The 24961-nt window shown below is 57.7% G+C and carries 19 protein-coding genes; 12 read left to right on the top strand and 7 right to left on the bottom strand.

What is annotated here, in order from left to right; genetic code table 11:
- The first annotated feature begins 91 nt into the window (after positions 1–91).
- Complete coding sequence (locus HY010_06010; protein ID MBI3475265.1) at positions 92–1210, top strand: tetratricopeptide repeat protein; 1119 nt, start codon at positions 92–94, stop codon at positions 1208–1210.
- Positions 1211–1246: 36 nt separating this feature from the next.
- Here the strand turns inward: HY010_06010 and HY010_06005 are convergent, their stop codons facing one another.
- Positions 1247–1852: a DinB family protein gene (locus tag HY010_06005; protein MBI3475264.1), complete on the bottom strand. Its 606-nt coding sequence runs from the start codon at positions 1850–1852 to the stop codon at positions 1247–1249.
- A 182-nt stretch (positions 1853–2034) separates the two neighbouring features.
- Here HY010_06005 and HY010_06000 point away from each other — a divergent pair, with 182 nt between their 5' ends.
- The 8 genes from HY010_06000 (at position 2035) to HY010_05965 (ending at position 11690) form a co-directional block, all read left to right on the top strand.
- Complete coding sequence (locus tag HY010_06000; GenBank protein MBI3475263.1) at positions 2035–2376, top strand: hypothetical protein; 342 nt, start codon at positions 2035–2037, stop codon at positions 2374–2376.
- A 336-nt stretch (positions 2377–2712) separates the two neighbouring features.
- Positions 2713–4800, top strand: coding sequence for a choice-of-anchor D domain-containing protein (locus tag HY010_05995; protein MBI3475262.1), 2088 nt, complete (start codon positions 2713–2715; stop codon positions 4798–4800).
- Positions 4801–4922: 122 nt separating this feature from the next.
- Positions 4923–5348 (top strand): response regulator, encoded by a 426-nt coding sequence (locus HY010_05990; protein ID MBI3475261.1) that lies wholly within the window; start codon positions 4923–4925, stop codon positions 5346–5348.
- A 21-nt stretch (positions 5349–5369) separates the two neighbouring features.
- Complete coding sequence (locus tag HY010_05985; GenBank protein MBI3475260.1) at positions 5370–5579, top strand: hypothetical protein; 210 nt, start codon at positions 5370–5372, stop codon at positions 5577–5579.
- 98 nt (positions 5580–5677) lie between these two features.
- On the top strand, positions 5678–7441 hold the full coding sequence (locus tag HY010_05980) for a proline--tRNA ligase (GenBank protein MBI3475259.1): 1764 nt from the start codon (positions 5678–5680) through the stop codon (positions 7439–7441).
- A 54-nt stretch (positions 7442–7495) separates the two neighbouring features.
- Positions 7496–7837 carry a hypothetical protein gene (locus tag HY010_05975; GenBank protein ID MBI3475258.1) on the top strand — a complete coding sequence of 114 codons (342 nt, stop codon included), beginning with the start codon at positions 7496–7498 and terminating at the stop codon, positions 7835–7837.
- Between the two features lie 421 nt (positions 7838–8258).
- Positions 8259–10859: a PBP1A family penicillin-binding protein gene (locus HY010_05970; protein MBI3475257.1), complete on the top strand. Its 2601-nt coding sequence runs from the start codon at positions 8259–8261 to the stop codon at positions 10857–10859.
- An 18-nt stretch (positions 10860–10877) separates the two neighbouring features.
- Positions 10878–11690, top strand: a complete 813-nt coding sequence (locus HY010_05965; protein MBI3475256.1) for a tetratricopeptide repeat protein — start codon at positions 10878–10880, stop codon at positions 11688–11690.
- A gap of 302 nt (positions 11691–11992) precedes the next feature.
- On the opposite strand, the gene HY010_05960 is transcribed toward HY010_05965, so the two are convergent.
- On the bottom strand, positions 11993–12640 hold the full coding sequence (locus tag HY010_05960; GenBank protein ID MBI3475255.1) for an HAD hydrolase family protein: 648 nt from the start codon (positions 12638–12640) through the stop codon (positions 11993–11995).
- 124 nt (positions 12641–12764) lie between these two features.
- Here HY010_05960 and HY010_05955 point away from each other — a divergent pair, with 124 nt between their 5' ends.
- Positions 12765–17267, top strand: a complete 4503-nt coding sequence (locus HY010_05955) for a DEAD/DEAH box helicase (GenBank protein ID MBI3475254.1) — start codon at positions 12765–12767, stop codon at positions 17265–17267.
- A 213-nt stretch (positions 17268–17480) separates the two neighbouring features.
- Here HY010_05955 and HY010_05950 read toward each other — a convergent pair whose 3' ends face one another.
- Positions 17481–18380 carry a M23 family metallopeptidase gene (locus tag HY010_05950; protein ID MBI3475253.1) on the bottom strand — a complete coding sequence of 300 codons (900 nt, stop codon included), beginning with the start codon at positions 18378–18380 and terminating at the stop codon, positions 17481–17483.
- Between the two features lie 29 nt (positions 18381–18409).
- Between HY010_05950 and HY010_05945 the strand changes: the two genes are divergently transcribed.
- Together HY010_05945 and HY010_05940 are read left to right on the top strand one after the other, a co-directional pair.
- Positions 18410–18898: a L,D-transpeptidase family protein gene (locus HY010_05945; protein MBI3475252.1), complete on the top strand. Its 489-nt coding sequence runs from the start codon at positions 18410–18412 to the stop codon at positions 18896–18898.
- A 247-nt stretch (positions 18899–19145) separates the two neighbouring features.
- On the top strand, positions 19146–20555 hold the full coding sequence (locus tag HY010_05940; protein MBI3475251.1) for a beta-lactamase family protein: 1410 nt from the start codon (positions 19146–19148) through the stop codon (positions 20553–20555).
- A gap of 33 nt (positions 20556–20588) precedes the next feature.
- On the opposite strand, the gene HY010_05935 is transcribed toward HY010_05940, so the two are convergent.
- The 4 genes from HY010_05935 to HY010_05920 all read right to left on the bottom strand — a co-directional run bounded on the left by HY010_05935 (position 20589) and on the right by HY010_05920 (position 24735).
- The gene (locus HY010_05935) at positions 20589–20984 is read right to left on the bottom strand and encodes a biotin/lipoyl-binding protein (protein MBI3475250.1); all 396 of its coding nucleotides are present in this window, start codon (positions 20982–20984) and stop codon (positions 20589–20591) included.
- Between the two features lie 22 nt (positions 20985–21006).
- Positions 21007–21447 (bottom strand): hypothetical protein, encoded by a 441-nt coding sequence (locus HY010_05930; GenBank protein ID MBI3475249.1) that lies wholly within the window; start codon positions 21445–21447, stop codon positions 21007–21009.
- Between the two features lie 114 nt (positions 21448–21561).
- Positions 21562–23100, bottom strand: coding sequence for an acyl-CoA carboxylase subunit beta (locus HY010_05925; GenBank protein ID MBI3475248.1), 1539 nt, complete (start codon positions 23098–23100; stop codon positions 21562–21564).
- Positions 23101–23226: 126 nt separating this feature from the next.
- On the bottom strand, positions 23227–24735 hold the full coding sequence (locus HY010_05920) for a methylmalonyl-CoA carboxytransferase subunit 5S (GenBank protein MBI3475247.1): 1509 nt from the start codon (positions 24733–24735) through the stop codon (positions 23227–23229).
- Positions 24736–24961 lie beyond the last annotated feature (226 nt).

Below are 24961 nucleotides of genomic sequence, written 5' to 3'. Positions count from 1 at the left end.
TGCGGACACGGTCATCCGGCAATCACTTTGCCGGTTGCATCGACACTCAACAGGAGTACACTCTGTCAATTCCTGTTGTGTGGGGGCGTCCGTGCAACGCTTTCTCGCTTCGGTGTGCCTGGTTCTGGTTTTTCTTCTCACTGCTTTCGCGCAAAGCGGACGCCTGGGCCGCAACGGCTCTGCCTCTAACTCGACAGCGATCGGCGGAGTCTTCCTGAGCGGGACGATCGTCATCGATGGCGGAGACTTCCTCACCGACGCGGTCGAGATCCAGACCGTCTGTCGCGGACAGCGGCACACGGAAACGCGGACCGACTCCCACGGGTTCTTCACCTTCCAGTTCGGCGGGCAAAGGGACACAGGCAGCGACGTAAACTTCGGCGCCGACTCGCCTGCTCCTGAGCGCCGCTCAGGAGTTTTCGATCGCATCCCGCAGGATTGTGAACTGCAAGCCGCACTTCCGGGTTTCACGTCCGATATCGTGCAACTCGGCGGACGAATCTCCGGCGACGAAAACGCCGATATCGGACACATCGTCCTGCACCGCCTCGCGAACGTCGAAGGTTTCACCGTCAGCGCGACAACTGCGCAGGCACCGCCCGCCGCGAAGAAAGCGTTCGAGAAGAGCCAGGAGCAACTGAAGAAGGGCAAATGGGACGAAGCCCAGAAGTTACTCGAGAAAGCGGTCGCGCTCGATCCTAAGTTTGCGGCGGCCTGGAATGAACTGGGGCGAGTGCAATTGGAAAAGAAAGATTCCACTGCGGCGCGACATGCATTCCAGCAGTCGGTGGCGGCCGACCCGAAGTACATCAATCCCTATCGCGGCCTCATACAGCTTGCCGAGCGCGAGCGAAATTGGCAGGAGCTTTGCGATGCCAGCGAGAAGTTACTCGCGCTGAATCCAGTGAGTTTTCCGGAGGCATGGTTGTCCAATGCAATCAGTTACTACGGAGCGGGGAATCTGGTCGCCGCGGAAAAAAGCGCGCGCCGCGGATTGCAGATCGATCGCGAACATCGCGTGCCCAAACTGGAGTACCTGCTGGGAGTGATCCTGCTGGAAAAGCCCGACTATGAGCAGGCAGTGCAACATATCCAGGCATTTCTGAATCACGCGACGCAGGCCTCTGACGTCGCGGAAGGCCGCAGAAAGCTCGATGAAATTGCGCGGCTCTCCTCGGCGTCTAATGTGGCGCTTGCCGAAAAGAAGTAGTGGATACTCCGGGCACAGAGAGGCGCCCGGTCCGATCTATTTTTTGGGAAAGTTGGGGTCGGCTTTGATCTCGCGAATCTGCTGAATATGACGCTCGGAATGCGTGGAGATTTCGAGCATCCATTGCCAACTGTCGATGGGGTCTTTTCCCCCGAAGCTGTGGGCTCGTAAGTCGTCGTTGGTAGTCTTGATGTAGTCGATCATGGTCGCACGCAGCGCCTGGAACTTAGACATCGCTTCTCCGAGGTCTTTGTAGGTGTCGACCTTTTCGTGCCCGCCACCAGTTTTCGTATGCACGACGCGATCGATCCCATACCACATGATATCGGCGTCGGTATTTGACGATTTCTTGTTCTGCATATCCGGCGCAGCCTTGATGGCATCCTTCAGGTCACGCCAGTAGTCGGGCTCGGCAACCGCCAAATGAGAAACGCATTCGCGGATCGTCCACCGGTCGGGTGACGCGCGGTACTCCAGTTGGACGGGGGAAAGGCCGCTCACTTCCTCGGCCAACATGGATCCGGTCATTTGAAAGTGAACGAGTAAGTGCTCGCGGTCTTCGTCGGTCATTCCAGCGGTCTTGGCAACGGCAGAGAGGCACAGGGCAACCACAACTAACGGCAACCACCGAAGGATTCTCATGGGCCTGGATCGTAGCAAACGGTTTTCAGCGAGTCCATGAAAACGAGGGAACCTCACCCATAAAAATCGAATACAGAAGAAGACTGCGGTCAACAATTGTCTACCGCGTGCGCATGCCCGGCAAACCGCAGCGGGTAATCTGCATCGAAGTTGCGGTTCCATGTACACATAGGAGGAAACCAATGCGTAAATCAATTCTGTTGTGCTTCATTCTGGCTGCCAGTCTCTCGGCGCTGGCGGGCTCCAAGAAAGACGTGAGAGATGTCACCGGATGTCTGTCACAAGGCGATAGTGCGAAGGAGTTCGTGATCAAAGGCAGTGACGGCAGTTCATGGGAAGTGCAGAGCGACAAAGTTGCTCTCGCTGACCACGTTGGCCACACAGTAACCGCAACCGGCGTGGTTGCCAACGCGGCCATGCACAACATGAAGGAAGATGCCAAAAATACTGTCGACAAAGATAGTACGGAGCACGGCCATCTGACCGTGACCGCGGTCAAAATGGTCAGCGACTCATGTAAATAGGACGGGGGGCGCAGGCGACTGCGTCTCAAACTAGTTATTGTCCGAGCCCCGTTCAGGTGTTGCCTGGGCGGGGCTTCGTTAATGAGCGGCCACTTGCGGGAATGCTACAGGGGTGTCCCGATACAAGTCCGGTTTCGGCACGGCTGAAATCGTGCAGTTCCATTGCCTCAATTCCGGCCATTTCTCGCGAAATGGAAAGCGATCAACTCCTATAGTCGGTAGTAGTGCAGGCCATCACTGTGCACTCCAAGTGCGAATCTTTTCACTCTATCCAATGAGCGGAAATGCGGTTACAGTATAGGTCGTTTTGCCTACCTGCCGAAAAGGGGAATCCGCTTGAATCTGCTACGAAAACTTGCTGTCACGTCCGCCGTGCTGTTGGCACTGGTGGGAGCTGCCGTTTCCCAAACCTGGAAGCCGCTGAAGAACCAACCCGGAGCGAACGTCGGCGCCATGCTACTGCTCCGCGACGGAAGAGTTCTGGTGCACGAAGAGCAAAGTGGCAACTCCCGCAACTGGTACCTCCTCACTCCTGACGCCACCGGCAGTTACCTGAATGGCACATGGAGTTCGGGCGGACAATTGCCCACGGGCTATTCGCCCTGGTTCTTCGGATCGCAAGTGCTGCTGGACGGCAAGACGATTGTCGTGGAAGGCGGAGAGTACAACCTGGGACGCTCGGCGTGGACCACCCTCGGTGCGATCGGAACTGTTTCCGGCAGCACGATCACATGGACTTCGAATGCTCCGCCAACGGGCTGGGTCAACCTGGGCGATGCGCAAAGTGTCGTTCTGGCAAACGGAACGTACATGCAGGCGAACTGCTGTACCGCGCAGAATGCTTTGTTTAACGGACCAAATTCGTGGATAGCGACCGGATCCGTGCTGCAACCGAATAATGATGAATCCGGCTTCACGTTGTTGACGAATGACAAGGTACTGACGGTCGATGCAAAAAACAATTCCAATTGCGGAACGGCCAAGGGAACAGAACTCTACGACCAGGGGACCGGCCTGTGGTCGTGCGGGCCGCAGACTCCGATCCAACTCTATAACGCGAACGACGAAGAACTCGGCGCCGCGATCATGATGTACAACAACAAAGTAATCCAGTTTGGCGGACTGGTACCGGCGACCGCGCTGTACGACGTTGCCACCAACGCCTGGACGGCCGGTCCAACTCCGGCAAACAATTTGGACCAGACCGATGGTCCGGCGGCGTTGGAGCCGAACGGCAAAGTGCTGGCCATGCTCAGTCCTGGGCTGTTCCTCGGGGGATGCCAGTTCGTGGAGTACGATCCGGTCGCCAACACCCTGGCGAACACCGCGAATCCGCAGAACTGCCCCGCCGATTCGTCGTTCGTGGGACATCTCATGATTCTTCCCACCGGACAGATCATGTTTACCGACTTCAGCGGCCGCGTCGAAATTTATACGCCGGCTGCGGGTGTGGTTGCGGGCGTGGCACCGACCATCAATCCTGTGAGCGGGACGATCAACAGCCCCTCGACCAACAACGCGCTTTCTGGCAACCAACTGAATGGCCTGTCCGAAGGCAGCGGCTACGGTGACGATTACCAGGGAGTCACGAACTATCCGCTGGTTCGCCTGGTGCAGGCCGTTGCACCGAACCATGTTTTCTACGCGACTACGCACGGTGAGGCCACGCACTCGATCGCGCCTGGGTTGCCCAACTCCACGAAGTTTGATGTGCCAGCCGGAGTTCCTTCCGGAACCTATAACTTGACTGCCGTCGCGAACGGCATCGAGTCGAACGCAGTGGTCGTCAGCGTTGTGGCCGCGCCTGATTTCAGCCTGTCGGCAACCCCGAACTCGCTGACCGTAGCGCAAGGCGCCAGCGGCACGAGCACGATCACGGTGGCACCGCAGAATGGCTTCAACGGTAGCGTCAATCTGAGCGCGTCTGGTCTGCCGAACGGCGTGACCGCCGCATTCAATCCGAACCCCACCACGTCAACCAGCACGTTGACTCTGACGGTTGGCGTAAGCGCTGCACCCGGGACCTCGACGGTGACCATCAGCGGCGTGTCCGGCAACTTGACTCACACGACGACCGTGTCGCTCACCGTAACTGCGACTGGGCCGGTCGTGAGCCTGGTTCCGCCCTCGCTGACGTTTGCCAAGAAGGTTGTGGGCATAACGAGCCCCGCCAAGGTAGTTACGCTTACGAATACGGGGGGCTCGCCCCTGAACTTCACCGGCGTCTCGATCAGCGGAGACTTTGCTTTCGTGATCATTGCGAAGTCCTGCAAAGTCGGCACTCCGGTCGCTCCCGGCAAGTTCTGCAAGATCAAGGTGACCTTTACGCCAACTCAAGTCGGAGTGCGTACGGGTGCCGTGACCCTGACAGACAACGCGGGCAATAGCCCACAGCAAGTGCCGCTCACGGGCACGGGGAAATAGTCGAGTAACGTTCGATCTAACCGTACGGGGCTGCTTCGGCAGCCCCGTTTTTTTGCGGAGGAATGCAGAGCAGATCCTAAACCTCTCCGCTGGTCTGCCGATAGGGCAACTAGAGGGACCTCGTGCCCACGCCCAACCCGAAAGTTCTGCTGGTGGAAGACAGCAAGTTCCTGCGCCTGGCCAACGAGCGCGTGCTGATCCGCGCGGGATTTGACGTCAGCACGGCCGGCGACGGCGAAGAAGGACTCCGCGTGGCCTTCGAGATCTTGCCGGATATCATCCTGCTCGACATGATGTTGCCGAAACTGAGCGGGCCGGACCTGCTCCGCAAACTCAAAGAAGATTCGCGCACGGCAGCGATCCCAATTGTGATCCTCACCAGCCTCTCGCAGAAAAATGAAGAACGGTTTTTGCAGGAAGGTGCGGCAGCCTATTTCGAGAAATCCGCGCTCGAACTGGACAAGAGTTCCGATCTGCTCGTGACAACCGTGGAATCCGTTTTGCGCAAACTCGACGAAGCGAAACGGAGCGCGGCCTCAGCGGTGTGATGGTCACGATAGAATAGGTTGATGTACCACTACAATCCGTCCACCGCGCTGGAAGAACTGACCGAAGAGGCGACGTTGCCGAACCCGGTTCACGTCCGCGACATGTTGCTGCGCAACAAGCTCACGCCTGACCAGTCCATTGAACTGAACCGGCTGTTTGTGGAGTATCAGAAATTTTTCGGTGAGGCTCAGAAACTGGGGAAGCAAATCCTGCAGCGGCTGGCGCCGTAGAATTCCTCGCCACTAGGTGAGTTTGTCCACACTGCGCGCGAGCCCTGCCCGGCCATCATTTACAATCTAGGATTCTCTACTCCATCGAGAACACAACTATGCATCGTTGGTCTGCACTGTTTATTCCGACTCTTCGCGAGGCCCCGGCGGATGCCGAGGTCGCCAGTCACAAATTGCTTGTCCGTTCGGGATACGTCCGCCAACTGGGCGCGGGCATTTATTCGTTTCTATTCCTGGGCAATCGCACCATCAACAAGATCATGGGGATTGTGCGCGAGGAGATGGACAGGATTGGCCAGGAATTTTATCTGCCCACGCTGCATCCGCGCGACCTATGGGAAGAAAGTGGACGCTGGCAAGTGATGGGCGACAACATGTTTCGCCTGAAAGACCGCAAGGGCGCTGACCTTTGCCTGGGCATGACGCACGAAGAAGTGATGACCGATATCGCGCGCAAGGAACTGCGCAGCTACAAACAGTTGCCGCAGATCTGGTATCAGATTCAGACCAAGTTCCGGGACGAACCGCGCCCGAAATCGGGACTGCTGCGGGTGCGGCAGTTCATCATGAAGGATGCTTACTCGTTCGACATCGATTCCGACGGCCTCGACGTTTCCTACAAGAAGCACGACAAAACGTATCGCACCATCTTCGATCGTTGCGGACTGAAGTACATGGTGGTGGAAGCGCACTCTGGCGCAATGGGCGGATCGCAGTCCCATGAGTTCATGGTGCGCACTCCGGCGGGCGAAGATCAGATCGTCAGCTGCGACACGTGCAACTACGCGGCGAATCTTGAGAAGGCGGTTTCCACGCTCGATCCGGTCGAAGATCTTAAGGCCGAGGGCGATGGAACGCCGTTGCAGGTGCACACTCCGGGGCAAAAGACGATCGAAGATGTGGCGCGGTTTCTGGGAGTGTCTCCGAAAAATAAGATCAAAACGCTCGCGATGATGATTACCGAGACGGATGAGAAGACGCAGAAGTCCCGTTTGCGAGCGGTGGTGTTGCTGATGCGCGGCGATCACCAGATGAACGAGGCGAAGTTATCGACGGCAGTGGGCGGCAAGGAAGCGCGTCCGATGCAGGAAGAAGAAATTCGCGAGCTGTTCAAGTCGCCAGCCGGATATCTGGGACCTCTCGGCATCGAGTGGGCGAAGGATATGAAAGATTCCGGTAAACCAGTTCTGATCGTCGACAAAGCGCTCGAAGGACGTTCCAACCTGATTGGCGGCGCAAACAAAGAGGACTATCACGTCAAGAATCTGACGCCTGGAAAAACCTTTCAACCGACGGCATACGCCGACTTGCGTGCGGTGACGGCGGGTGAGGCTTGTCCGAATTGTGGTGCCGCGTTGCGTATCGATAGGGCGGTGGAAATCGGGCACATCTTCAAACTTGGATACAAGTATTCGGAGTCGATGGGCGCGCGTGTGCTCGATCGCAATGGCAAAGAAGTCGCACCGATCATGGGCAGTTACGGAATTGGCATCGAGCGCATTCTCACCGCGGCGATTGAACAATCCAACGATGAGAATGGATTCTGGTTGCCGCCTTCGATTGCGCCGTTCGAGGTGGTGGTGGTCCCCACCAACATGGGGGATGAAAAGATCCGGACGGCCGCGGAGTCGATTGCCAAGACGCTCGAAGGGGCCGGGATCGATGTGCTGATGGATGACCGGGATGAACGGCCGGGAGTCAAGTTCAAGGACGCCGATCTAGTCGGTATCCCTTTTAGAATCAACGTTGGGAAGAAGGTTACCGACGATACTGTGGAAGTCGTTCAGCGCTCGACTCGGCAATCCAGTGACGTTAAGATTTCTGCCATAGGGGAGTACTTTCAAGCCCTGCTGCCGCATTAGAGCCGAATTAGAAACCTGGCGGGCAGGGCGTCAAACGCTATGGGATCCGTGAAAATGATTCTCGGGGTAGGGATGATGGTCCTGGCGGCCATCTTCTGCCTGAAGCTTATCCCACCCTACTTCTCGAACTACCAGTTCGAGGATGCGATCAAGAACGAAGCGCTGCAGTCGACGTATGGCAGCCGCTCGGAAGAAGAGATCCGAGAGTCGGTGATCAAGCACGCGCGGGAATATGACATCCAACTTACCAACAAGCAAGTGCGCGTGAGCCGCACTGGCACCAGCGGCACCGGCAGCTTGACGATCGAAGCGCAGTATAGCGTTCCTGTCACCCTACCCGGATATTCGACTACGCTGGAGTTCCATCCTTCGAGCAGTAACAAGGGGCTGTACTAGGGCGGCTTGTTTATTGTCCTGCGGCTCGCCTGAATCACCTTCAGTCCGTTTCGAACGACTCCTGTCAATCATTCTCTCGATATTCCATTTGGTTCCGGGGCACAAAAGCAAAGCGCCGGATCCGCTTCCCCGTCGGATCCGGCACCTTACACTGGACCTTCACCAGAAGTTCTCTGGCTGAGTCCTAAACATCGGCGAATCGCCTATTGGCGTCGCCTTCTTTAATGGATAGTGCAGTCACATCGAAAATCGTTTCAGAGATTTTTCCGGTGGACGCAGTAGCAAGACCGCGATTCCTCCCACACCCCCGTCTATTCCTTGACACGCATCCAATGACGGTAGCGGCCTGCTTGTGGTTTAGAATCAAGCGGGTGATTCCCTCCAATCGGTTCTGGTTTCGGACGGTGAATTGCTGTTGTAAATGGTTGACACGATCCCTGTGGCTATCAAGGTAAAAATTCCGACTGCGGCACCTGGGGCGAAGGGCCGAAAAGGGCTGTTGCCGCGAGATCCCATTCTGCGCGCCGCGCTGCTGGCGTTTCTGTCGCTGTCGTTGCTGGTAGTGGGATTCTTTTCCTACTGGTATGTAAAGTACGACCGCATTATTGAGCAGCGATTCCGGGATCCAGTGTTTGCGAGTTCGGCGAAGATTTTTGCTGGCCCGCGCGTGGTGCGGGTGGGATCGCCGTTTACCGTCCATGACATCGCGGCCGAGTTGCGGCACGCGGGATATGGCGAGAAGGATGGCCAGTCGCCGCTCGGCAGTTACCACGTAAAGGGCAGTTCGATTGAAGTGTTGCCGGGGCCGGAGTCGTATCACAGCCCAGAGCCGGCGACGATCACGGTTGCCGACGGAAAAGTGTCGGAGATCAAGAGCCGGTCGGCGGGCGACCTGGCGGCCTATGAACTCGAACCGCAACTGGTCACCTCGCTTTTTGACGCGGAGCAACGCTCCAAGCGGTCTCTGGTCACGTACGACGACATCCCCAAGATGATGGTGGATGCCGTGATCTCGATCGAAGACCGGCGCTTCTTCCAGCATGGCGGAGTCAATTTTCTTCGGTTGGCGGAAGCGGCCTGGGTGGACTTTACGCATCAGCGCCATCAACAAGGTGGGTCGACGATCACGATGCAGCTTTCACGCGCGTTTTTCCTGACGCCGGAAAAAACGTTCAAGCGCAAGTTGATCGAGATGCTGATTGCGGTCCAGCTGGAACAGAAATTTTCCAAGCAACAGATTTTTGAGTTTTACGCCAACCGGGTCGATCTGGGGCAGCGCGGATCGTTCACAATCTCCGGACTGGCGGAAGGTGCGAAGTCGTACTTCAACAAGGATCTGAAAGACGTCTCGCTGCCGGAAGCGGCGCTGCTGGCGGGATTGATCCAGGCGCCGAGTTATCTGTCGCCGTACCGGCATCCGGAAAGAGCACTGGAACGCCGGAACACGGTGATTGAGTCGATGGCGGAGAATCGCGTGATCACTCGCGATCAGGCCGACAAGGCAAAAGCTGCGCCGCTGAAACTTGCTCCTCCGAATGTCGAGGCCAGCGACGCTCCTTATTACGTCGACATGGTGCGCGACGCGGTGATCAGCAAACTGAACGAGCGGGAATTGAATGATCAGTCGTACCGCATCTACACGGCACTGGATCCCGACCTGCAGCGGGCAGCGGCGCAGGCGGTCGAGACGGGCATCAAGTTGGTGGATGATCAGATCACCAAGATGCGGACCAAGAAGGTGAAGGTCGGCAAAAATAAATTTGAGACGACGGTGGCTCCTGGCCCGCAGGCACAGGTCGCGCTAGTGGCAATGGATCCGCATACGGGCGAGATCAAGGCACTGGTGGGTGGGCGCAATTACGGGATGAGCCAACTGAATCACGCGCTGGCAAAGCGGCCGACCGGGTCCATCTTCAAACCGTTTGTGTACGCGGCGGCGCTGAATACAGGGATCGACGGATCGACGCCTATTTTGACTCCGGCATCGACGGTTCCGGATGCGCCTTCCACATTTACTTACGGCGATCAAATTTACGAGCCACGTAATTACAAAGAGGAATATCACGGCGATGTGACGCTGCGGTATGCGCTGGCGATGTCGCTCAACAATGCAACCGTGAAAGTGGCGGAAGAAGTGGGCTATGACAAGGTCGCGGACTTGGCGCGGAACGCCGGGATCGCGTCGGTGAAGGCGACCCCAGCGATGGCACTCGGGGCTTACGACGCGAGTCCGGTGGACATGACGGCGGCGTACACGTCGTTTGCGAATGGGGGCATGCGGCTGTCTCCTATTTTTGTGAACTCGGTGCGGAACGCGCAGGGCGACGTTGTGATGAACTTCGGCACGGAGAAAAAACAGGTACTCGATCCACGAGTCGCTTACGTCATCACCAACATGATGGAAAGTGTAATCAACAACGGCCTGGGCTTTACGCCGGTGCGCGGGCGCGGGTTCGCTCCGCCGGCGGCCGGCAAGACGGGCAGTTCGCACGATGGGTGGTTCGCGGGATATACCTCGAATCTGCTCTGCATCGTGTGGGTTGGATATGACGACTACAGCGATCTGCGCTTGAGCGGCGCGATGACGGCGGCGCCGATCTGGACTGAATTCATGAAGAAGGCGGTCACGTTGCCGCAGTATGCGGATGTCCGGGGGTTCAGCCAGCCCGAGGGCGTGGTTGACGTGCAACTGGACAAGATTACGAACCGGCTCGCAACTCCTTCCTGTCCGGATACTTATACGATTGCGTTCGTGGCAGGGACCGAGCCGCGTGATACCTGCGATCAGAGTACGAACCAAGGATTTTTCTCCCGCATTTTTGGAGGAAACTCAGAAAAACCGCTCCCGCCGCCCAACGGGAACCAACAGACAGCCAACGGTGTCCAAGGTGATGGGGATGCTGCGAAAAAGAAGAAAGGCTTCTTCGGTAAGATCGCAGACGCTTTCAAGGGCGATAGCGGCTCCCATGACAAAAACACTCCTCCACCGTCTAAGCCTGAGGATGGTACGAAACCGCAATAAGTATAAGGAAGGTCAACCATGCTTTCCTGCAAACGAGTGACCTCGCTGTTTGTTGTCGTTCTCCTCTTCGTGCTCGCGGCACCAACATTTTCACAAAATACCGAGATGGTGCAGGTGGGTCCATTGCCCATGCGCCGGGCGGATCCTCCGGCTCCGGGCGCTTCGGCTGCCGAACTGGAAGCACGCGGGGACGAGTTGCGCGCTGATAAGAGCTATCTGGACGCACTAGATTATTACCAAGCAGGCATCAGCCGTAATGGAGGTACGGGGGCGCTCCTCAACAAGATGGGGATCTGCAACCTGATGCTCCAGCGATACAAGGAAGCGCGCAGGAATTTCAACCAGGCGATCAAAGCCGACCGTGGTCATGCCGACGCCTTTAACAATCTGGGAGTCGTCTTCTACCAGCAAAAGGATTACGGAAAAGCGATCAAGAATTATGAGAAGGCAGTGGCGCTAAACGCGGATGCTGCGTCTTACTACAGCAATCTCGGAGCGGCTTATTTCGCCAAGAAGCAGTTCGAGAAAGCTGCCTACAACTATTCGAAGGCGATGGAGATCGATCCGGACGTGTTTGAGCGGATTTCACGGGCTGGGGTGCAGGCGCAGCTTCCTTCCCCCGAAGATCGGGCTCGTTATGACTATGTCCTTGCGAAACTCTACGCTCGGATGGGAGTTGCTGACCGGTCGCTACGCTATCTGAAAAAGGCGATGGAGGACGGCTATAAAGATATCGCTAACGTATACAAAGATAATGAGTTCTCCAGTTTGCGAAAGGATCCGCGGTTCGCGGAGCTGATGGCGGCAAAGACGACGGCCATCCCGGAATAAGGCGGCGTCAATCTTTTTCAGATTTTTTAAAGTGAGTCGCGAAACTTCCCGCGGACCTACGGGTTTGAAGGAGAAATAGCTCCTGAAAACAACAGGGTGAGTAAGGAGAAAAGCAGCCCACCGGTCGCTAAACCCGAGCACGCCCCAAGCAAGCGGCCGGTGGGTTGAATTAGCAGTCAGCCAAACCTTCCGCTGTTTACACTACTTTCTTTCGCCCCTTTGGGGCTCCGTCTGAATTTCACTTTACCCACGGCTTACGCCGTGGGCTGCAATCTTGCGCCGCTTCGCGGCTGCTGGATTTCCTATCCGCCTCTTTGGGAAATGTATTCTTCGACTACGTTCTTCCATTTTCCTTGCGCCTTCAATATGAACTCGACTGCGTCGCGGGCGGCGCCATCTCCGCCGGCGTGGGCGGTCACCATGTGAGCTTCTGATTTCACTTCCGGACGGGCGTTCTTCACAGCGATGGCCAGGCCGCATCGGCGCATCACGGGCAGGTCGATGACGTCGTCGCCGACGAAAGCGGCTTCGGACGCGCTGATTCCTTCCTTCTCGATTATCTGAAGAAAGACGCCGGCCTTGTCCTGAATGCCTTGATACACGTGATCGATCTTCAGGTCCCGCGCACGAAGGGCGACGGTTTCGGAACGACGCTTCGTGATGAGGCCGGTCTTGAGTCCAGCGAGTCGCGCCAGCGAAATGGCGGTGCCGTCGTGGGCGTGAAAGCCTTTGGCTTCGATCAGGCTGGCACTCTGAAAACCGAACCCAGGCTGCGGAGCCTCCGGGGCAGACACGCCCGAGCGGAGTTTGGACGGAGCACCCGCCGATTGCTCGAGCACGCTTTGATCTGCGCCGGCTGGAGAGGGAAAGATCCAGATCTTGCCGTCAGTGAGAACACCGTCTACATCGAAAAGGATGAGCTTAATTTTCTTGGCGCGAGGTTTCGACATTGCGTGGCGATTCTAACATTGGCGAGATGTCGTCCTGTCTTGACGCCAGCTAAGCCGGACAGGTCCCCGCGAGCACTGAAGGCGAACAATTTACGAAATCTCCGGTTGTGGGTACAATCTCTGAATGTCGTCCCTTCCCTCCTCTCTTGCCTGGGCTCATCCGCTGGTGCAGGAGTGGTTTGTCGAACGCTTTTCGACGCCTACCGAGCCTCAGGAGCAGGGTTGGCCACACATCCTCGCCGGCCACACGACGCTGATTTCTGCGCCTACTGGTTCGGGCAAGACGCTCGCTGCTTTCCTGGCTTGCATCGATCGACTGGTGCGAAAAGCTCTGTCAGGCGAACTCCGCGATCGGACGGAAGTCCTCTATGTCTCTCCGCTGAAGGCGCTGGGCAACGACATTCAAAAGAATCTCGAAATCCCGCTTGGTGAAATTCTGCAGATGGCCGGTGAGCGCGGATTGCTCATGCCGGAGATCCGCACTGCGGTGCGAACCGGCGACACGCTGATGAAAGACCGGCAGGCAATGTTGCGGCGTCCGCCGCACATTCTGGTGACAACACCGGAGTCGCTCTACATCCTGCTGACGGCACAAAAGAGCCGGGCAATCCTGCGCGACGTAGAGACCGTGATCGTCGACGAGATTCACGCAGTGGCGGACGACAAACGAGGTGTGCATCTGGCGTTGTCGTTGGAGAGGCTGGAGATTCTCGCCCATCGCCCGCCGGTGCGGATTGGGCTTTCGGCAACGCAGAAACCGATCGAAGAAGTAGCCCGATTTCTCGCAGGCAGTGGGCGGCCCGATCCAGTGATCGTCAATATCGGCCACAAGCGGACGCTCGATCTGGGCGTCGAGGTTCCCTCTTCAGAATTGGGTCCGGTTGCTTCCAACGAGATGTGGGGCGAGGTGTATGACCGCATCGTCGAACTGGTAAACTCGCATCGCTCCACGCTGGTGTTTGTGAATACTCGAAGGCTCGCAGAACGGATCGCTCACCAACTGGGCGAGCGGCTTGGAGAAGAGAATGTTGCCGCCCATCACGGCAGCTTGTCTCGCAAACTGCGCCTGGCGGCCGAGAAAAAGCTCAAAGATGGCGAAGTGAAAGTGCTGGTCGCGACGGCGTCGCTGGAATTGGGAATCGATGTGGGGACTGTCGATCTGGTATGCCACATCAGTTCTCCGCGATCGATTGCGGTGGCTCTGCAACGTGTAGGTCGCAGCGGTCACTGGCGAGGCGCGGTTCCGAAAGGACGGTTCTTCGTGACCACGCGCGATGATCTGGCAGAATGCGCAGTGCTGGTGCGCGGAATTCGGTCGGGAGAATTGGATCGTCTCATTTTCCCAGAGTGCTCGCTGGATGTGCTGGCACAGCAGATCGTGGCTTGCTGCGCAGCAAGTGTGAGTGCGGCTCGCGATCAGGAAAATCGTGACTTGATTTTAGAGGCGGATGTGCGGGCGGGGCGCCCCCACGACAGCCGGCAAGTTGCCGGCGCTACGGTGAAGAGCATTGGCGATGCTGCTGGAACTTCTCCCGAGGGATGGGACGAAGCTGAATTATTTGCGTTGATCAAGCGAGCATATCCGTATCGGAATCTGACCCGCGAAACATACTCCAGAGTCCTGGAAATGCTTTCAGAAGGGATTGCGGCGCAGCGCGGGCGGTTTGGCGCTTATCTCCATCATGACCGGATCAACCGGAGACTGCGTCCGCGGCGGGGAGCTCGACTGGCAGCGATCACGAGTGGCGGAGCGATTCCGGATAATGCGCTCTTCACAGTCGTCGCAGAACCGGATGGCGCGACGGTCGGAACAGTGGACGAAGACTTCGCAGTCGAAAGCATGGCGGGCGACGTCATGCTGCTCGGGAATACTTCCTGGCGCATCCGAAGAGTTGAAGGGCGTTCGTCGCGCATGTTGGTGGAGGATGCGAAGGGAGCGCCGCCGTCGGTTCCCTTCTGGCGAGGCGAGGCTCCGGCGCGTACTTCGGAACTCTCCGAGCAGCTTGGTGTCTTGCGGAAGGAAATCAGTGACCGTTTGCCGGGCGTGGTGCCGGTAGAGGGATGGCGCAATCTTCCGGTGCTCAGCGAAGTCATCACTTGGTTGGGAGACGAGTGCGGACTGGACGTTCCCGGAGCAGAACAGCTGATTCAGTATGTGCTGGAAGGGCGCGTGGTGTTGGGAGACGTGCCGACACAGACAACGATCATCGCGGAGCGATTCTTCGACGAAGGCGGCGGGATGCAACTGGTAATCCACGCACCGTTCGGAGGGCGCATCAATAAGGCGTGGGGACTGGCGCTCCGCAAACGCTTTTGCCGGGGCTTCAACTTCGAGTTGCAGGCAGCGGCTACCGACAATGGCATCAACATCGCATTGGCGGAGCAGCATAGTTTTCCGCTGGCGGATGTTTTTCATTTCCTGAATTCGGAAACCATGGCGCCGATCCTGGAGCAGGCGGCGCTAGTCGCTCCCGTGTTCCAAACGCGCTGGCGATGGGACGCAACACGAGCACTGGCATTGTTGCGTTTTCAGGGAGGTAAGAAAGTGCCTCCGCAGATCCAACGGATGCGATCGGACGACCTGCTGGCGGCGGTTTTCCCGGATGTCGCGGCGTGCCAGGAAAATATTGAAGGGGATATCAAGATTCCGGATCACCCCCTGGTGAACGAGGTCATGAAAGACGTCCTGACCGAGGCGATGGATGTGGACGGATTGCGTGACGTCTTGCGCGGCATTGAGGACGGGCGCATCCGGTGCATCGCGGTGGATACTCCGGTGCCATCGCAGTTCTCGCACGAAATTCTGAATGCGAATCCGTACGCGTACCTGGATGATGCTCCGCTCGAAGAACGGCGGGCGCGAGCAGTCGAGATGCGGCGCGTGTTGCCGGCTTCGGTGCTGGAAGAAGTGGGAGCACTCGATCCGGCGGCGATCGAGCAGGTACAGGCAGAAGCGTGGCCGGATGTGCGGGATGCGGACGAATTGCATGATGTGCTGCATACGTTCGTGATGCTGCCGGAGGGCAGTTCTCAGTTCTCGGTTCTCAGTTCTCAGGAAAGAAAATTTGATGCGCGGTGGGAATACTTTTTCCAGCGCTTGCAGTCTGAACAGCGAGCGCTCGTCGCCGATGTCCCTACTGATAAAGAAACCCGGCGGTTCTGGGTGGCGGCTGAGCGTGGGGAGATGTTTGCGGCTTTACATCCAGCCGAGGCAAGCGCCGCCTCTACGGTGAGTTTTGATGACGCGATTTTGACTACGGTGCGGGGATGGATGGCGCACGTGGGGCCCACGACTGCGTCCGAGTTGGGTGCGACTTTGGGGTTGGCGGCTTCGGAAATTGAAAAGGCGCTGCTGCGGATGGAAGCGGGCGGGGCGATCCTTCGTGGACAATTCCGACCGCAGAGTAGCCGAACTGCGCTCGGCTCGGACAGGTCAGAGACCGGTCCCCACAAAGAGACCGAATGGTGCGAGCGGAGACTGCTGGCGCGGATTCACCGGCTGACGGTGGCGACGTTACGGAAACAAATTGAACCCGTCACTTCGGCGCAGTTCATGAACTGGCTGTTGCGCTGGCAGCATATTGCTCCGGGAACGCAGGTGCGCGGAGAGCATGGAACGCTGGAAGTCCTTCGGCAATTGCAGGGCTTCGAAATTCCTGCGAGTGCATGGGAGCGATTCATACTTGGACGCCGGATTACCGGCTATGATCCGGCGCACCTCGATCAGCTTTGCCTGGCGGGAGCGGTAGGCTGGGGACGGCTTTCGCCGCATCCGGCAACGATCGATTCCGGGGGAGAGAATGCGGAACCCGGACAGGAACGGAGACGGCGAGTGATTCCGACGCGGGTGGCGCCGATTGCATTCTTCGTGCGTGATGATGCGGACTGGATGCAGCCGCGAAATCCGGGCGCCGACGATTCGGTAGCTGCGATCTTGAGCCCGGCGGCACGGATGCTGCTGGAATTGATGCAACAGCGTGGTGCTCTTTTCTTTCCGGACATGGTGCGTGCAACCGGCAAGCTCAAAGCGGAAGTCGAAACGGGACTTTGGGAACTGGTCGCAGCGGGATTGGTAACGGCCGACGGATTTGAAAATCTGCGCGCGCTGGTGACTCCGAAAAATGCATCCAGCAGTGCGCTGGGCAAAGTGCGTCGGCCTCGGCACGCAGCCGGGCGCTGGTCCTTGCTGCACAGTGACGGTGCGGATCGCGACCGCAGCGTGGAATCGTGCTGCTGGATGTTGCTGCGGCGTTATGGGGTGGTTTTTCGCGATTTGCTGGTGCGGGAAACGAACTTGCCGCGCTGGCGGGAATTGCAAATTGCGTTTCGACGGCTGGAAGATCGCGGCGAGGTTCGAGGGGGACGATTTGTCGACGGATTTCTGGGCGAACAATTTGCCCTTCCGGTGGCGGTCGAATCGCTCCGCGCCACCCGCAAGCTGCCGCTGACAGGCGATCGCATCACGATCGCGGCCGCGGATCCTCTTAACCTGGTGGGTGTTGTCGTGACAGGCGAGCGCATCCCGGCAATCTCGGGACGGAGCGTCACATTCTGCGATGGCGTGTGGATGGGTGAGGAGATGGTGGCGGGCAGTCCAGATCCAGCGTTCAATAGTCAGGTGTCCTAGAACACCCCAACAATAAGTCGGGAACCCGTGAGGGGGCCCCTCGGGTTCCCGCACTCTTTGCGACCAACGGACTGCCTTCGAAGCGTCTTCCCCCGAATCGCTCCTGCCGTCGGACAGCGAAAGTAATATACCTGCCAACTGAGACTTGCGCAACAAATAATAATAAGTGTTGCATTTTGCAGCACCGATTAATCAAGGGGAGATGAATACGTTTCAGGGCAATGGGAGCGCGAGCAGTCCCGCCGGGTTTAAATAAATTCCCTGCCAGCGAACTGCAAGATGGAGATGAGGGCCAGTCGCGCGGCCGGTCCCGCCGCTCAGTGCGATGAGCTGTCCTTTGGCAACTTGGTCGCCCTCCTTCACGTGGAATTCGGAGAGGTGAAGGTAAAGAGTGAGAAGTCCCTGGCCGTGGTCAAGCACGATGCAGTTGCCTTCAAAATAGAGCGGTCGCGCAAGAATCACTGTGCCGGCATTAACGGCCGAAACCGGAGTACCGGTGGGAACACGGAAGTCGAGCCCTTGATGGGTGCTCTGCACCGATCCGTTGAAGACGCGCTGCACGCCGAAGACATCGGAAATTTCGGCTGAGACCGGACGCTGAAATTCTCCTTTCCATTCGCGGTCAGGAGTGAGCGATTTGAATGCGTCGGCTTTCACCTGCTTGTCATGATCGATGACTCGCATCTGGTCGGGATCAGGCGCAGTGAATTTCTGCGGGACTTTCAGCACGATCACGCGGGGATAGCGTTGCTTCTGCACTTTTACTTCCTTCTTGTAGGAAAGGGCTGCGCCCTCGTTCATTTCGGCATGAAGTTCCAGGGGATAGGCGCCGGGCTTGGTTTCGAGGCTGGCGCCGGCGAATCCGAACCAGGCCTTCTTGGTGGCGTCGAACGCAAAAACAATTTCGTGGTCGAGCCATTTCCCCGAAAGTGCACGAGCCGGTTTGGGCGTAGTCACACGGAACAGAATGGGCGCGCCGTTTACCACGCGGACGGGCTGGTAGGTCAACGTCCAGCGCGGCGCGGGGGGCGCTGCGTCAGCGACAGAGGACAGCAGCGCCATCAGAATCAAAAGTGTTGGCCGCGTGATTCGCATCTCAATTGAGGCTAGCATTCTGGAATGAGAACAACCATACTCGCAGCATGATTGCGATGTTGCTGATTGGGATGCTGGCTGCGGAACACTCGATGAGCCTGAGTACGGAAAAGAAGGTCGATGCGGTTGTGGTTCTGAAAAGCGAGAGAACTTTGAACCTGCTGGCGCATGGCAAGTTGATCCGCTCGTATAAGGTGGCGCTGGGCGGCGTCCCGGTGGGCGCGAAAGAACAGCAGGGAGACCACAAAACTCCTGAGGGTCACTACGTGCTCGATCGGCGAAATCCCAAGAGCAAGTTTTATCGGTCCATTCATGTCTCGTATCCCAATGAGCGGGACCGGCACAATGCAGAAAAAAAGGGAGTGTCGCCGGGCGGGGACATCATGATCCACGGACTACCCAATGGGACAGGCGCGGTGGGAGCGGCTCATCGACTGGTGGATTGGACGGACGGATGCATCGCGGTGACGGATTCCGAGATGGACGAGATATGGACGCTGGTGGTGGACGGGACACCGATTGAGATTCGACCGTAGAACGATCGGATTCGCAGTCCCGGAGGGACGCCTGAAAATAGCCGGCGTTCGGAGTGCGCGTTCAGTCGTGCCTCCGGCACTTGCACCTTCCTTCCTTTGCAAACCCGCCAGTAAAACTGGCGGGCTATTATCGGAAGTCCCTCCGGGACATTCATTAGGCCGTCGCCCTGTGTACAACGTCGTAGCAACTGGATCCACTGAATCCGCGTGTTACACTCACCGCGAAATCAACTACGGGAGATCACTGATGTCGATATCCAATTCCGTTCGCAATCATTTCGCGCTTGTTTTCCTGTTGCTGTGTACTTCACTGGCGGTAGCGCAAACAGGGTCCACGCTTGCGCCGGAAATTCGCGCCAAGATCGATGCAACGGCGCAGCAAGTTTTGTCCGCAACCGGCGTGCCCAGTGCTTCGGTGGCAGTGGTGCAAGATGGAAAGATCACGTATCTCCAGGCGTATGGCGATGCCCGGCTTGAGCCGCGTGTGGCGGCGAAGTCCAGCATGCGGTACAGCATCGGGTCGGTGAGCAAGCAGTTCACGGCGACTGCAATCCTCATGCTGGCAGAACAGGGGAAGCTCTCGCTGGACGATCCGGTGGCGCGGTTTATTCCGGATTTGACGCGCGCGAAGGAAGTGACGATCCGGCAAGTGCTGTCGCATACGTCGGGGTATCAGGACTACTGGCCGCAGGATTATGTGCCGCCATTCATGCTGCAGCCGATTTCTGCCAACAAGATTCTCGATCTGTGGGCTCGCAAACCGCTCGACTTCGATCCGGGCACGCAGTGGCAATACAGCAATACGGGCTACGTCGTGGCTGGCATGATTGTGGAACGGGCGAGTGGGACGCCACTGCTGAAGTTTCTCAGCAAGAATATTTTTGAACCGCTCGCGATGAAGAGTGTGATGAACATCGACCAGCAACGGTTGAATGAAACCGACGCAACCGGGTACACGCGCTATGGGCTGGGCCCGCTGCGCATCGCTCCGAAAGAAGGACAGGGTTGGCTGTTTGCCGCGGGAGAGCTCGCGATGCCGGCCGAGGATCTGGCGAAGTGGGACATCAGCATCATCAATCAAGCGCTGCTCAAGCCGGCTTCCTATCGTGAACTCGAGACGTCGCTCGTACTGAAGAATGGGATGGCGACGAATTACGGCCTGGGTATCGGAATCCAGCGCCAGTTTTCGCGGCGCACATTGGAACACGGCGGTGAGGTCTCGGGATTCACGTCTTCCAATTTCGTTTTTCCGGATGACCGCGTTGCCGTGGTTGTGCTGACCAATCAAGATGCGGTCGATGCTTGCGGGGATATCGCGCAGAAAGTTGCGCCGCTGCTCTTTGCTCAGGACGACACCAGCAAGGACGAAGCACAGGCGCGCGCCATTTTCGAAGGTCTGCAAAATGGAAAGATCAACCGTGGGCTATTCAGCGACAACGCCAATGCTTATTTTTCCGAGCAGGCGTTGAAAGATCTGGCGACGGGATTTGCTCCGCTGGGAGCTGTGCAGTCTTTTACGCAAGGGCGACGCAGTGAACGGGGTGGCATGACTTTCCGTCTGTTTACAGTGAAGTTCGCGAAACAGAATCTGCAGGTCTGGCAGAGGACCTTGCCGGATGGAAAGATCGAGCAATATCAGGTGATGGCGGCGGAATAAGCCGGTAGCCGGCGCCCGAGGAGTACTCCTTGATTACTCAAATTCGGCGAGGATCTGATTGGTCTTAACGGCGTCTCCAGCTTGCACACGGACGCTCTTCACCTTCCCCGACACCGCCGCGGTCACGTTGGTCTCCATCTTCATGGCTTCGAGCACCATGATCAATTGATTGGTTTCCAGTACGTCCCCCGGCTTCACGTTGACCTTGATGACCAAGCCGGCGACCGGACTGCGGCAGACTTTTGCTTCGTTGACATTCGCTTCGGACACTTCCGGTTGCGTTTTCGCTTGCGGCGCAGGCGAAGACTGGATGGTCGCAGCGATAGGCGTGTAGGGGCCATGTTGCGGATGGCGGGCAACCGCGTCATCCTCGATGACTTCAACTTCGATTTCGTAGTTCTTGCCGTCAATCCCGATTTGCAGTTTCAAGCATGATTCCTTTCCTCGCGAGCTAACGCAGGTTATGAGACGCTTGCACGAAGACGCGTCCTTGTTGCGCCCACGGGTTCACGATTTCGTACGGGGACTGCAACCGCTTGGCGGAGCGGATACGCACTGTCTTGCCGAGAAACACCGTGACAGCCGCCGCCATCACAACTAAGAGTTCGGGCGTAATTTCTTCTTCGGGTGCTGCGGCAGGCGCCGGGGCCACAACCGGTGGCGGAGCAACTGCAATCGAAGAGACTTGGGATGGGGCGGGACTCGAAGCCTTGACCAGTTGCGCGATCTGCGATTCGAGTGCGCGGACCGTACTGGTGAGTTGCTGCACCTGTTGCGCGGTTGTTTGCTGCTGATCGGCGGCGCGATCCGCTTTGAGCCACACCAGGAATACCCCGGTAGCAAGGAGACCGAGCGCAACGACGAATAGGAAAGTTAGAACGATCAGTGCCATGCGTCAATCCTCGCGTCCAATGTCGGCCGTCCCTCCGGGACTTGCTCCGTGACTAAACTTTCCGGTCCTCAAACAGCTTCATACCGAAGAATCTTCTTCAGCTCCCTCCATGGTTTAGAGCGGAATCAGTCCGTGTTTTTTCGGTGGACGGAGTTCCCTCTTCGCGTGCAGGGCTTCGAGCGCTTGCGCCAGATACATCCGCGTTTGCGCAGGTTCGATGATGTCGTCAATCAACCGGCGGCCAGCGGCTACGTACGGATTGGAGAATGTGTCGCGATATTGCTGGATCAATTCCCTGCGTTTCCCTGCTTTGTCGGGAGCCGCATCGATCTCGCGGCGGAAAACGATTTCGGCGGCGCCTTCCGCTCCCATGACGGCAATCTCGGCGGTGGGCCAGGCGACCACGCGATCGGCGCCCATATCGCGACTGCACATCGCGAGATAGGAACCGCCGTAGGCTTTCCGCAAAACCAGCGTAAGTTTCGGAACCGTGGCGGCTGCGTAAGCGAAGAGCATCTTCGCGCCGTGGCGAATGATGCCGCCGTATTCCTGTTGCACGCCGGGGAGGAAACCGGGAACATCCACGAACGTAACGAGCGGGATGTTGAAGGCGTTGCAGAAACGGATGAAGCGCGCCGCCTTATCCGACGCATTGATGTCCAGCGCGCCCGCGAGAGCGCACGGCTGATTGGCGACGACTCCAATTGGACGTCCCTGTAAGCGGGCGAATCCGATGACGATGTTGGGAGCGAAACCGGGTTGGATTTCGAGAAAGTCCTCGTAGTCCGCTACGCGTTGGATGACCTTGCGGACATCGTATGCCATCTTGGTTTCCACCGGAACGATGCGGCTGAATTCCGGATCCTCCTGAAGGGGGAGGTCAAAGGGCGCACGGGGCGGGTCTTCGAGGTTGTTCGACGGCATGAAGCTAAGGAGGCGGCGGCACATCATCACGGCTTCGTCGTCGTTTTGCGCGATCAGATGAACGACACCGGCATTATTCATCTGCGATTCGGGACCACCGAGTTCTTCAGCAGTAACAGTTTCTCCTGTGACTTGCTTGATGACTTGCGGTCCGGTGATAAACATCTGGGCCTGGCGAGTCTGAATGATGAAGTCGGTGAGTGCGGGACTGTACGCTGCGCCACCGGCGCACGGACCACAGATCAAAGAAATCTGCGGGACGGTTCCGGAGAGCATGACGTTGTTGTAAAAGACGCGGCCATAGGCGGCGAGGCTGTCGATTCCTTCCTGAACACGGGCGCCACCGGAGTCGTTAATGAAGACGAACGGGCTACCAGTTTTGAGCGACACCTTCATCAGGTCGGCGATCTTGTCGCTGTGAACCTCTCCAGCGGCGCCGCCGGCGACTGTGAAATCCTGGCTGGCCATGTGGACGAGACGGCCATCGATGGTTGCGGCTCCGGTAAGAGCGCCGTCAGCCGGCATTTCTTTATCTGCCATGCCAAAGTAAATCGCGCGATGCTTGGCGAATAGGCCGAACTCCTGAAAGCTGCCCGTATCAGCGAGGCGTTCAATGCGTTCCCGCGCCGTCAGTTTCCCGGCAGCGTGCTGTTTATCGACACGCTCCTGGCCACCGCCGAGGTGGAGGTGACTGCGCTTGCTGCGCAACTCGTCAACCATGGACTCCATGGTTTTTGGTTTTCCCGGTGCAACCGGTGGCTTCGCGGCTGCTTCCTTCACGTTTGGCTCTTTGGCGGTTGGAGTCTTTGTGGCCATCTCGTTCTCCTATCTGGCTAGCACATCTTCCTGGCTGGATTACTTGCCTGCAACCGTCACTTGATGCTCTTTTCCGTTCAAGGTGACGACGTAGTGGATGCTGCCTTCGAGTGGCTTCGCGCCGCCCGGCGACGTTGACTTCGCGTCGGAGGCAGGCGCTGTTTTCTTGGCAGGGTCTTTGCCGAGATTCTTCGCACCATCTTTACGGGACTTGAAAAACTTCGGCGCGACTTGCGGAAACATTGCGAAGGTGAGGACATCTTCGTCGCTGCCGTTATTTCCTTCGAGAGCCACCGCACTTTCACGAAGGTGATCCCATTCCGGCTTGAGCAGGTCGGCGGGCCGACACGTGATGGCAGGCTTCTTGGCATGCTCTTCAGCGCGCTTTAACACTTCAGGATTCTTTTCACCGAGCGTGCTGCCGTAATAACCGAGGATGAGGTCGTCGAACTCTCCGGTGAGGACCTTGTACTTGCCCATCAGGACGTTGAACACCGCCTGTGAACCGACGATCTGGCTGGAGGGCGTGACAAGTGGCGGATAGCCCGCGTCTTTTCTGACGTTGGGCACTTCGAGCAGCACTTCCTCCAGGCGGTCGCCTGCGCCCTGGCCTTTGAGTTGGCTCTCCATGTTGGAAATCATGCCGCCGGGAATCTGGCTCTTGAAGATTTCCGTCTCGACGCCGGTGAAGTCGCTGAGGAATTCGCGATAGCGCGGGCGGATCGTGGCAAAGTGTTTTTTCACGCGCAAGATGCGGTCCATGTCGAGGCGCGTCTTGAACTCGGTTCCTTCCAGGCACTCGACGAAACTCTCGGTCGGATTGTGTCCCGGACCAAGCGACATGGAACTAATCGCGGTATCCACCATGTCGCAACCCGCTTCGATCGCTTTGATGAGCGACACGAGCGTGACGCCGGTGGTGGCGTGCGCGTGAACATGAACCAACGTTTCGCGGCCGCATTTCTCCTTGATTCCCTTCACCAGGTCGTAGGCAGGTTGGGGCTTGAGAAGTCCAGCCATGTCCTTAATACAGATGGAATCGCAACCCATTTCCTTGAGGCGCTGCGCCATTTCGATGAACGCGGCGACGGTGTGCAGCGGGCTGGTGGTGTAGCAGATCGTGCCTTGGGCATGTTTCCCGGTCTTGCGCACGGCTTTAATGCTGACTTCGAGGTTGCGCAGATCGTTTAAAGCATCGAAGACACGGAAGACATCCATCCCGTTGGTCGCGGCTTTGTCGACGAAGCGCTCGACCACTCCATCTTCATAATGGCGGTAGCCGAGCAGGTTCTGGCCGCGCAGCAACATCTGTAGGCGGCTCTTAGGAAGCAACTTGCGGAAGCTGCGCAGTCGCTCCCATGGATCTTCATTCAGGAAGCGAATGCAGGCGTCGTAGGTGGCGCCGCCCCAACATTCCAGCGACCAATATCCGGCGTTGTCGAGGTCTTCGCAAACTGGGACCATGTCTTCCATCGCCATGCGGGTGGCCAGGAGACTCTGATGGGCATCTCGGAGGGCTAATTCTGTGACTTCGATCAAGCGAGCCATGTAGGACTCCGGTGGATATAAATTGTCCTGCTAAGAATGCTACCGGAAACAGATGAATTACTGGGAAACGAAAGGGTCGATCCGGCCAGGCCGGACTACACTGCGCGGCAAGAGATACGCGGAACAAGAATATCGGCTATTCCGGCTGCGCTTGCTACACGTTCAGCCAGAACTTCCTCCTGTTGTCAAAAACTACAACAATTGTACGCTCATCAAATGCGCTGGG

It is taken from the genome of Acidobacteriota bacterium (assembly GCA_016196065.1).
In the GTDB taxonomy this organism is placed as follows: Bacteria; Acidobacteriota; Terriglobia; order Terriglobales; family Acidobacteriaceae; genus Acidiflorens.
The sequence above is the reverse complement of the archived record's forward strand: the minus strand, read 5'-3'. Positions and strand labels throughout refer to the sequence as shown.

What these genes read in the sequence shown, in the direction of transcription:
- HY010_06005 (MBI3475264.1), bottom strand. Translation starts at nt 1,852, where the DNA reads ATGAGAATCCTTCGGTGGTTGCCGTTAGTTGTGGTTGCCCTGTGCCTC.
- HY010_06000 (MBI3475263.1), top strand. Translation starts at nt 2,035, where the DNA reads ATGCGTAAATCAATTCTGTTGTGCTTCATTCTGGCTGCCAGTCTCTCG.
- HY010_05985 (MBI3475260.1), top strand. Translation starts at nt 5,370, where the DNA reads ATGTACCACTACAATCCGTCCACCGCGCTGGAAGAACTGACCGAAGAG.
- HY010_05980 (MBI3475259.1), top strand. Translation starts at nt 5,678, where the DNA reads ATGCATCGTTGGTCTGCACTGTTTATTCCGACTCTTCGCGAGGCCCCG.
- HY010_05975 (MBI3475258.1), top strand. Translation starts at nt 7,496, where the DNA reads ATGATTCTCGGGGTAGGGATGATGGTCCTGGCGGCCATCTTCTGCCTG.
- HY010_05970 (MBI3475257.1), top strand. Translation starts at nt 8,259, where the DNA reads ATGGTTGACACGATCCCTGTGGCTATCAAGGTAAAAATTCCGACTGCG.
- HY010_05965 (MBI3475256.1), top strand. Translation starts at nt 10,878, where the DNA reads ATGCTTTCCTGCAAACGAGTGACCTCGCTGTTTGTTGTCGTTCTCCTC.
- HY010_05960 (MBI3475255.1), bottom strand. Translation starts at nt 12,640, where the DNA reads ATGTCGAAACCTCGCGCCAAGAAAATTAAGCTCATCCTTTTCGATGTA.
- HY010_05955 (MBI3475254.1), top strand. Translation starts at nt 12,765, where the DNA reads ATGTCGTCCCTTCCCTCCTCTCTTGCCTGGGCTCATCCGCTGGTGCAG.
- HY010_05950 (MBI3475253.1), bottom strand. Translation starts at nt 18,380, where the DNA reads ATGCTAGCCTCAATTGAGATGCGAATCACGCGGCCAACACTTTTGATT.
- HY010_05945 (MBI3475252.1), top strand. Translation starts at nt 18,410, where the DNA reads ATGATTGCGATGTTGCTGATTGGGATGCTGGCTGCGGAACACTCGATG.
- HY010_05940 (MBI3475251.1), top strand. Translation starts at nt 19,146, where the DNA reads ATGTCGATATCCAATTCCGTTCGCAATCATTTCGCGCTTGTTTTCCTG.
- HY010_05930 (MBI3475249.1), bottom strand. Translation starts at nt 21,447, where the DNA reads ATGGCACTGATCGTTCTAACTTTCCTATTCGTCGTTGCGCTCGGTCTC.
- HY010_05925 (MBI3475248.1), bottom strand. Translation starts at nt 23,100, where the DNA reads ATGGAGTCCATGGTTGACGAGTTGCGCAGCAAGCGCAGTCACCTCCAC.
- HY010_05920 (MBI3475247.1), bottom strand. Translation starts at nt 24,735, where the DNA reads ATGGCTCGCTTGATCGAAGTCACAGAATTAGCCCTCCGAGATGCCCAT.